This is a genomic window from Streptomyces globisporus, from assembly GCF_003501885.1.
Classification (GTDB): Bacteria; Actinomycetota; Actinomycetes; order Streptomycetales; family Streptomycetaceae; genus Streptomyces; species Streptomyces globisporus_D.
Map to the genome: position 1 here is coordinate 1 of NZ_QWFA01000263.1, position 6,722 is coordinate 6,722.

A 6,722-nucleotide genomic window follows, 5' to 3' on the forward strand; every position below is an offset into this window, starting at 1 on the left:
GGCGGGTCCGGGGCGCCCGGGTCCGGGAGGGCGGGGTCCGGTGTGGCGGAGCCCGGCTCCGAGCGGTCCGCGACCCGGAGCAGCGACATGTCCGCCGGGCTGCCCACCGCCGCCGTCTCCCCGGTCACCGCGGCCCGCGTGACATCGACCCGTACGGTCGCGGCGAAGTCCGGCACGGCCACCCCGGCGATCTCCTCGGCGGTGGTGGCCACGTCCAGGACGGTGCCGATCCTGCGGCCGGCCTCGACGAGGAGGGCCAGCCGCTCCTGGACCCGGTAGCGGTCGGTGATGTCGAAGGCGTCCTCGCACACCCCGAACACATGCCCGTGGGCGTCCTCCAGCCGGTAGTAGGCGCAGGACCACAGATGGTTCCGCCCCGGGTCGCTGGGCGGCTGCCCCCGGAAGTTCAGGTCGAGGACCGGCTCGCCGGTCTCGATCACCTGGTGCATGACGCCGTCGAGCGTCTGCGGATAGCCCGGCGTCACGAAGGAGCCGCCGGAGTACAGCTCGTCGGCCCGCATGCCCCGGAACGCGGCCAGCGGCTGCCCGATCTCCCGTTCGTAGGCGGTGTTGCACCAGGTCAGCCGCAGATCGGTGTCGTAGATCGCCAGCCCGACGGGCGACTGGGTGGCCAGCCCCTGGAGCAGGGCGAGCCGCGACTCCCAGTGCCGCAGTTCCCCCACCTCGGCCGCCACCAGGATCCGGTCCGGCGCGCCGGGGCCACGGCCCGCCGCCCCGCCCGGCAGCGGGCACGTCGCCGTCGCCACCAGCAGCTCACGGCCGTTTTGGGTGTGCGCCACGTGGATCTCGTTGCCGACGAGGGACGGGGGTCCGATGCCGGTGGCGGCCGTTCCGGAAACTCCGGACGCTCCGGCGTCCTCGGATGCTGCTACCGAGGGAGCGCCACCGACCGGGTGCACCGAAAGAAACGCGCTCAGCGGCCGCCCCAGGGCCTCGGCGGGCCCGTAGCCGAGGAGCTCGGCCGCCGCGGGACTCCAGCCGATGACGGTGCTCTCGGCGTCCAGAACCACCGTGGCCGCCCTGGTGATGTCCAGGGGTCCACGGAAATCGGCGCTCTCCGCCGCGTTCGCCGCGCTCACGGCGCGACCCCGGCCCGGTTCATTACTCTCAGAATCGGCCCTGCCCGGGACCCGCACAACCGCGGTGCACCGGGGCGCGGCCTCGGAAAGCCGGGGTCAGCGCACCCCGGCGGGCCGGAACTGCACGCTGACGCGTGGCCCGACGGCCCGTGCGGTCTTGGGGATCGCGTGCTCCCAGGTGCGCTGGCAACTACCGCCCATGACGATCAGGTCGCCGTGGCCGAGCGGCCTGCGGACGGGGGCGGGGCCCGGGCGGCGCGGCCGCAGCGCCAGGTGCCGGGGCGCCCCCAGCGAGAGGATCGCGACCATGGTGTCCTCGCTGCTTCCCCGCCCGCTGGTGTCCCCGTGCCAGGCGACCCCGTCCCGGCCGTCGCGGTAGAAGCACAGCCCCGCCGTGGTGAACGGTTCGCCCAGTTCAGCGGCGTAGTGCTCGCCGAGCTCGGTGCGGGCGGCCTCCAGGGCCGGATGGGGCAGGGGGTCGTGGTGGCCGAAGAACGCCAGCAGCCGGGGGACCGCCACCACACGCTCGTACATCACGCGCTGCTCGGCCCGCCAGGCGACGTCGCGCACCAGCGTCTCGAACAGCGTGTCCGCGCCCCGGAGCCACTGCGGCAGTACGTCGATCCAGGCCCCGTGCCCGAGATCGGTACGCCTCAGTCCGCTCAGGGGGCGGGTGGTGACCTCGGCCTCCTGGTCGAAAAGCGAGCTTTGCAGGTGTACGGCCATGAGGAGAGCGTAACGCTATTCGAGCACGTGTGCGAATGGCTGGCGGGTGACAGGGGTGGGGCCGTCCTTGATCAGATCGGCGCACTTCTCGCCGATCATCATCGTCGTGATGCACGGGTTGACCGTGGGAAGGAACGGCATGACCGACGCGTCGGCCACCCGCAGCCCGGTGACGCCCTTCACCCGCAGCTGGGGGTCGAGCGGCGAGTCCGGGTCCTCCGCCGGGCCCATCCGTACGGTCCCGGCCGGGTGGTAGACGGTGTTGTGCGTCTCGCGGATGTAGTCGAACAGCTCCGCGTCCGTGGTCGCGCCGGACCCCGGGGCCAGCTCGGTGCCCGCCCACGCCGCCATCTCCGGCTGCGCCACGATCTCCCGCGCCAGCCGCAGCCCGTACGTCATCACCCGTACGTCGTGCTCGTCGGTGAAGTAGCGCGGATCGACCCGGGGCTTGTCCCGGAAGTCCCGGGTCCGCAGCCGTACCGTGCCCCGCGACCGGGCGCGGGTGACGTTCGGGGTCAGGCAGAACGCGTTGTCGGAGGTCGGGTAGCCGCGCCGGTAGGTGTTCATGTCGAACGGCACCGAGCCGTAGTGGAACATCAGGTCCGGCCGGTCGAGCCCCGGCTCGGTGTCCGCGAAGATCCCGATCTCCCACCACTGGGTGGACGCGGTGACCATGGGCTGCTTCGCCTCCCACATGATCACCCCCTCCGGATGGTCCTGGAGGTGCGAGCCGACGCCGGGGGAGTCCACCCGCACGTCCACCCCGGTCTCCCGCAGATGCCCGGCCGGACCGATACCGGACAGCATCAGCAGCTTCGGGGAGTCGATCGCCCCGCAGGAGACGATCACCTCGCGCCGCGCGTGCACCGCCCCGCTGTGCACGGTGTCGGGCTCCAGGTACTCCACCCCCGTGCACCGCTCGCCGTCGAACAGCAGTCGCTTCGCCTGGAGCCCGGTCCGTACCTCCAGGTTGGGCCGCTTCCCCAGCACCGGGTGCAGATACGACACCGAGGCCGAGGAACGGGTGCCGTCCTCGCGGGCGTTGATCTGGAACCAGTGCGCGCCCCGGATCACGGTGGAACCCGTGTTGAACGGGACGGTGGGGATGCCCGCCGTCGCGCAGGCCTCCAGCAGCGCCGTACCGCACGGGTCGCGGGGCGGCACCGTCCGGATGGTGACCGGTCCGGAGCGGCCGTGGTGGTCGCCGGGCGCGTCGTTGGTCTCAAGACGCCGGTAGAGCGGGTAGCAGTCCGCCGCGCTCCACCCCGTACAGCCGAGCGCCGCCCACTCGTCGAGGTCCTCGGCCGGGGCCCAGAAGGCGATGCAGGAGTTGTGCGAGGAGCAGCCGCCGAGCACCTTGGCGCGGGCGTGCCGCATGAAGCTGTTGCCCCGATCCTGCGGTTCCACCGGATAGTCCCAGTCGTAACCGGACTCCAGCAGCGCCATCCAGCGGTCCAGCCGCAGGATGCTGTCGTCCCCGACGTCCGAGGGGCCCGCCTCCAGCACGCAGACGGTGACGTCGGGGTCCTCGGTGAGCCGGGCGGCGACGACGGCACCGGCCGTACCGCCGCCGACCACGACGTAGTCGAACGTGGGTACGGAGCTCTCTTCGGGCATCGGGTCTCCAGGGTTCGGGCAGCCGACGGGGTTCCGGGCGGCCGACGGGCCTTTGGGGTTCAGCCGGCCGGCGGGGGAGCGGTGGGGTCGTCCAGGGCCTCGACGCGGTGCTCGGCGAGTACGCCGGTCCGGTGCCGCTGGACGAACCAGTAGTAGGCGAAGCCGCCGAGCGCGACGACGCCGATGAACAGGAACGCGCCCCAGCGCAGATACCAGTGCTGCGGGCCGGTCGCGTTGTACACCTCGGCGCGCGGCCAGGCCAGGTTGAGCGACATGGCCGTGCCCCAGAGCACGGCGAGCACATTGACGGGCAGCCCCCAGCGGCCCAGCGAGAACGCGCCCTCGCGCGGCTGCCAGTCGCCGCGCAGCCGGCGCAGCAGCATCGGCACGGTGACCAGCAGATACGCCACGTAGATCATGATGATCGCGATGCTGGTGATCACCGAGAAGATCTGCGGCTGGTTGATGTTCACGACCAGGATGACGACGCCCACCACCCCGATCAGCACGGCGGGCACCACGGGCGTCTTGAACCGGGGACTGACCCGGGCCAGCTTCGATCCGGCGGGCAGGTTGTTGTCCCGCGCCATGGCGAACATCAGCCGGATCCCGGCGGCCTGCACGGCCAGCACGCACACCGTGATCGCGACGACCACCGCCCAGAGGAAGATCTCCCCGATCGTGTCGCCGAGCGTCGCCAGCACCACGTACTGGAGTCCACCGGTGGAGAGCTCCTCGGCCTTGAGGTCCGGCACCGAGAGCAGCGCGAAGAGCAGGATGAACGCGCCGATCAGGAAGGACGCGATGAGCGCCCGCAGGATGGCGCGGGGCGCGTTGCGGCCCGGGTTGTGCGACTCCTCGCCGAGCGACGACGCGGTGTCGAAGCCGTACATCACATAGGCGGAGGCCAGCGAAGCGGTGAGGAACGCGCCGAAGTAGCCGAGCGACTGCCCGCTGCCCAGCCCGTACGTCTCCGTCAGCGCGGTGCTGGGACCCCGGGTGATGTGCGCGCCCAGGAAGATGATCAGGGCGACGGCGGCGATCAGCTCGATGAAGACGCCCGCGGAGTTGATCCGGGCCATGAGCTTGACGCCGAACGCGTTGACCAGCGTGGAGAACAGGATCAGCACACTGCCCAGCAGGACGGCGTTGGCCGCCTGGTCGTTCCGGCCGCTCCCGTCGCCCACGAACTGGAACCAGTCGTCGATCTGCGGCAGCGTGATCTGGTAGGCCAGCGCCACGGCCGACAGGGTGACCATGGTGGCTGTCATCATCATCCAGCCGCCGAGCCAGCCGACGTGCGGACCGCCCATCTTCTTGGCCCAGTTGTATACCGAACCGGCCACCGGATAGCGGGCGGCCAGCTCGCAGAAGCACAGGGCCACCATCAGCTGCCCGCAGAAGACCATCGGCCAGGACCACCAGTAGGCGGGACCGCCGAAGGTGACGCCGAAGTAGAACAGCTGGAAGGTGCCGGTCAGGATCGAGATGTAGCTGATCCCGGCGGCGAAGGTGTGGAAGTTGCCGAGCGTGCGCCGCAGTTCGGGCTTGTAGCCCAGTTCGCCGAGTGCGTCGTCGTCGTGACTGCTGTCCGCCGCCTGCCCCTCGGGCCCCTTGGTCCGGCTCACTCGAACCACCGCTGAGGGGTGGCGGCGACGTTGCGCCAGATGTGCTTGGCCTCCTGGTACTCGGCGAGCCCCGCGGGCCCCAGCTCACGGCCGAAACCGGACTGCTTCATCCCGCCCCACTCCGCCTGCGGTACGTAGGGGTGGAAGTCGTTGATCCACACGGTGCCGGCCCGCAGCCGCGACGCCACCCGGTGGGCCCGCCCGCCGTCCTGCGTCCAGACCGCGCCCGCCAGCCCGTACACCGTGTCGTTGGCCAGCCGGACCGCGTCGTCCTCGTCCCGGAACCGCTCGACGGTGAGCACCGGGCCGAACGACTCGTCCTGCACCACGGACATCGAGGTGGCGCACTCGTCCAGCACGGTGGGCGGGTAGTAGAAGCCGTCCGCCAGCGCCGGGTCGTCGGGCCGCGCCCCGCCGCAGCGCAGCACCGCACCCTCGGCAATACCCTCCGCCACGTACGCCTCGACCTTGTCGCGGTGCGCGGCGGAGATCAGCGGCCCGCTGCGGGCATCCTCGTCGAACGGCCCGCCGAGCTTGATCCGGCCCGCCCGCTCCACCAGCTCGTCCACGAACCGGTCGTGCAGCTCGTCCTGCACGAGGAGCCGTGCCCCGGCGGAGCAGACCTGCCCCGAGTGCAGGAACACCGCCATCAGCGCGTAGTCGACGGCGGTCTCGAAGTCGGCGTCGGCGAAAACGATGTTGGGATTCTTGCCGCCCAGCTCCAGGGCGACCTTCTTCACGGTGGGCGCGGCGGCCGCCATGATGCGCCGCCCGGTTGCCAGCCCCCCGGTGAACGACACCAGATCCACCCGTGGGTCCTCGGTCAACGGCGCCCCCACGTCCGCGCCCGCCCCGAGCACCAGATTGCCGACCCCGTCCGGCAGCCCGGCCTCGGCCAGCAGCCGCATCAGCAGGACGGCGGTGTGCGGGGTCAGCTCGCTCGGCTTGAGGACGAACGTGTTGCCGGCCCCGAGCGCCGGGGCGACCTTCCAGGCGGTCTGGAGCAGCGGATAGTTCCACGGGGTGATGAGCGCGCACACCCCGACGGGTTCGTGCACCACCCGGCTGTCGACGTCCGCGAGCCCCGTGTCGACGACCCGCCCCGCGTCCCCGGCCGCGACGAGGTCGCCGAAGTACCGGAAGCAGTTCGCGATGTCGTCCATGTCGTAGGCGCTCTCGACGAGCCGCTTGCCCGTGTCCAGCGACTCGGCCCGCGCGAAGACGTCCTTGTCCCGCTCCAGCAGCTCCGCCACCCGCAGCAGGAGCCGCCCCCGCTCGGCGGCGGGCGTACCGGGCCAGGGCCCGTGGTCGAACGCGGCCCGGGCGGCGGCGACGGCCGCCTCGGCGTCCTTGCGCCCACCCTCGTCGACGGTGGCCACCAGGGTGCCGTCGGCCGGACAGCGGATCTCCCGCTTCCGCCCCTCGGCGGCAGCGGTCCACTGGCCATCGATGAACAGCTCCGGCATGGGCTCCTCCTGTACGGGGCCGGGACGGGCGCCCCGCCGGGCGCGGGTCGACGCCGACCGGCTCCCTGCGCGACGACGTCAGCACAGACGGTAAGGGCGGCGGGGCGGGCGCGCATGGCGAGCGACCCGGCCGACGCCGCCGCGTTCGCCGAGGAGGCCGGCGGCTTCCCCGTCATCCTCAAGAC

General features: G+C 71.9%; 5 protein-coding genes. All 5 read right to left on the minus strand.

From position 1 onward, the window contains the following. Window positions 1–1,100, minus strand: a 1,100-nt coding sequence (locus D3105_RS31180) for a PAS domain-containing protein (protein ID WP_118906247.1), incomplete at its 3' end; no start/stop codon positions are given. Window positions 1,101–1,196: 96 nt separating this feature from the next. Beyond that, window positions 1,197–1,826: an alpha-ketoglutarate-dependent dioxygenase AlkB gene (locus D3105_RS31185; protein WP_118906248.1), complete on the minus strand. Its 630-nt coding sequence runs from the start codon at window positions 1,824–1,826 to the stop codon at window positions 1,197–1,199. 15 nt (window positions 1,827–1,841) lie between these two features. Further along, window positions 1,842–3,443, minus strand: a complete 1,602-nt coding sequence (locus D3105_RS31190) for a GMC family oxidoreductase (RefSeq protein ID WP_118906249.1) — start codon at window positions 3,441–3,443, stop codon at window positions 1,842–1,844. A gap of 59 nt (window positions 3,444–3,502) precedes the next feature. Then, window positions 3,503–5,071, minus strand: a complete 1,569-nt coding sequence (locus tag D3105_RS31195) for an APC family permease (RefSeq protein WP_118906250.1) — start codon at window positions 5,069–5,071, stop codon at window positions 3,503–3,505. Further along, a complete protein-coding gene (locus D3105_RS31200; protein ID WP_118906251.1) occupies window positions 5,068–6,537 on the minus strand; it encodes an aldehyde dehydrogenase family protein in 1,470 nt (489 codons plus the stop codon). The genes D3105_RS31195 and D3105_RS31200 overlap by 4 nt, the downstream gene beginning before the upstream one ends. Window positions 6,538–6,722 lie beyond the last annotated feature (185 nt).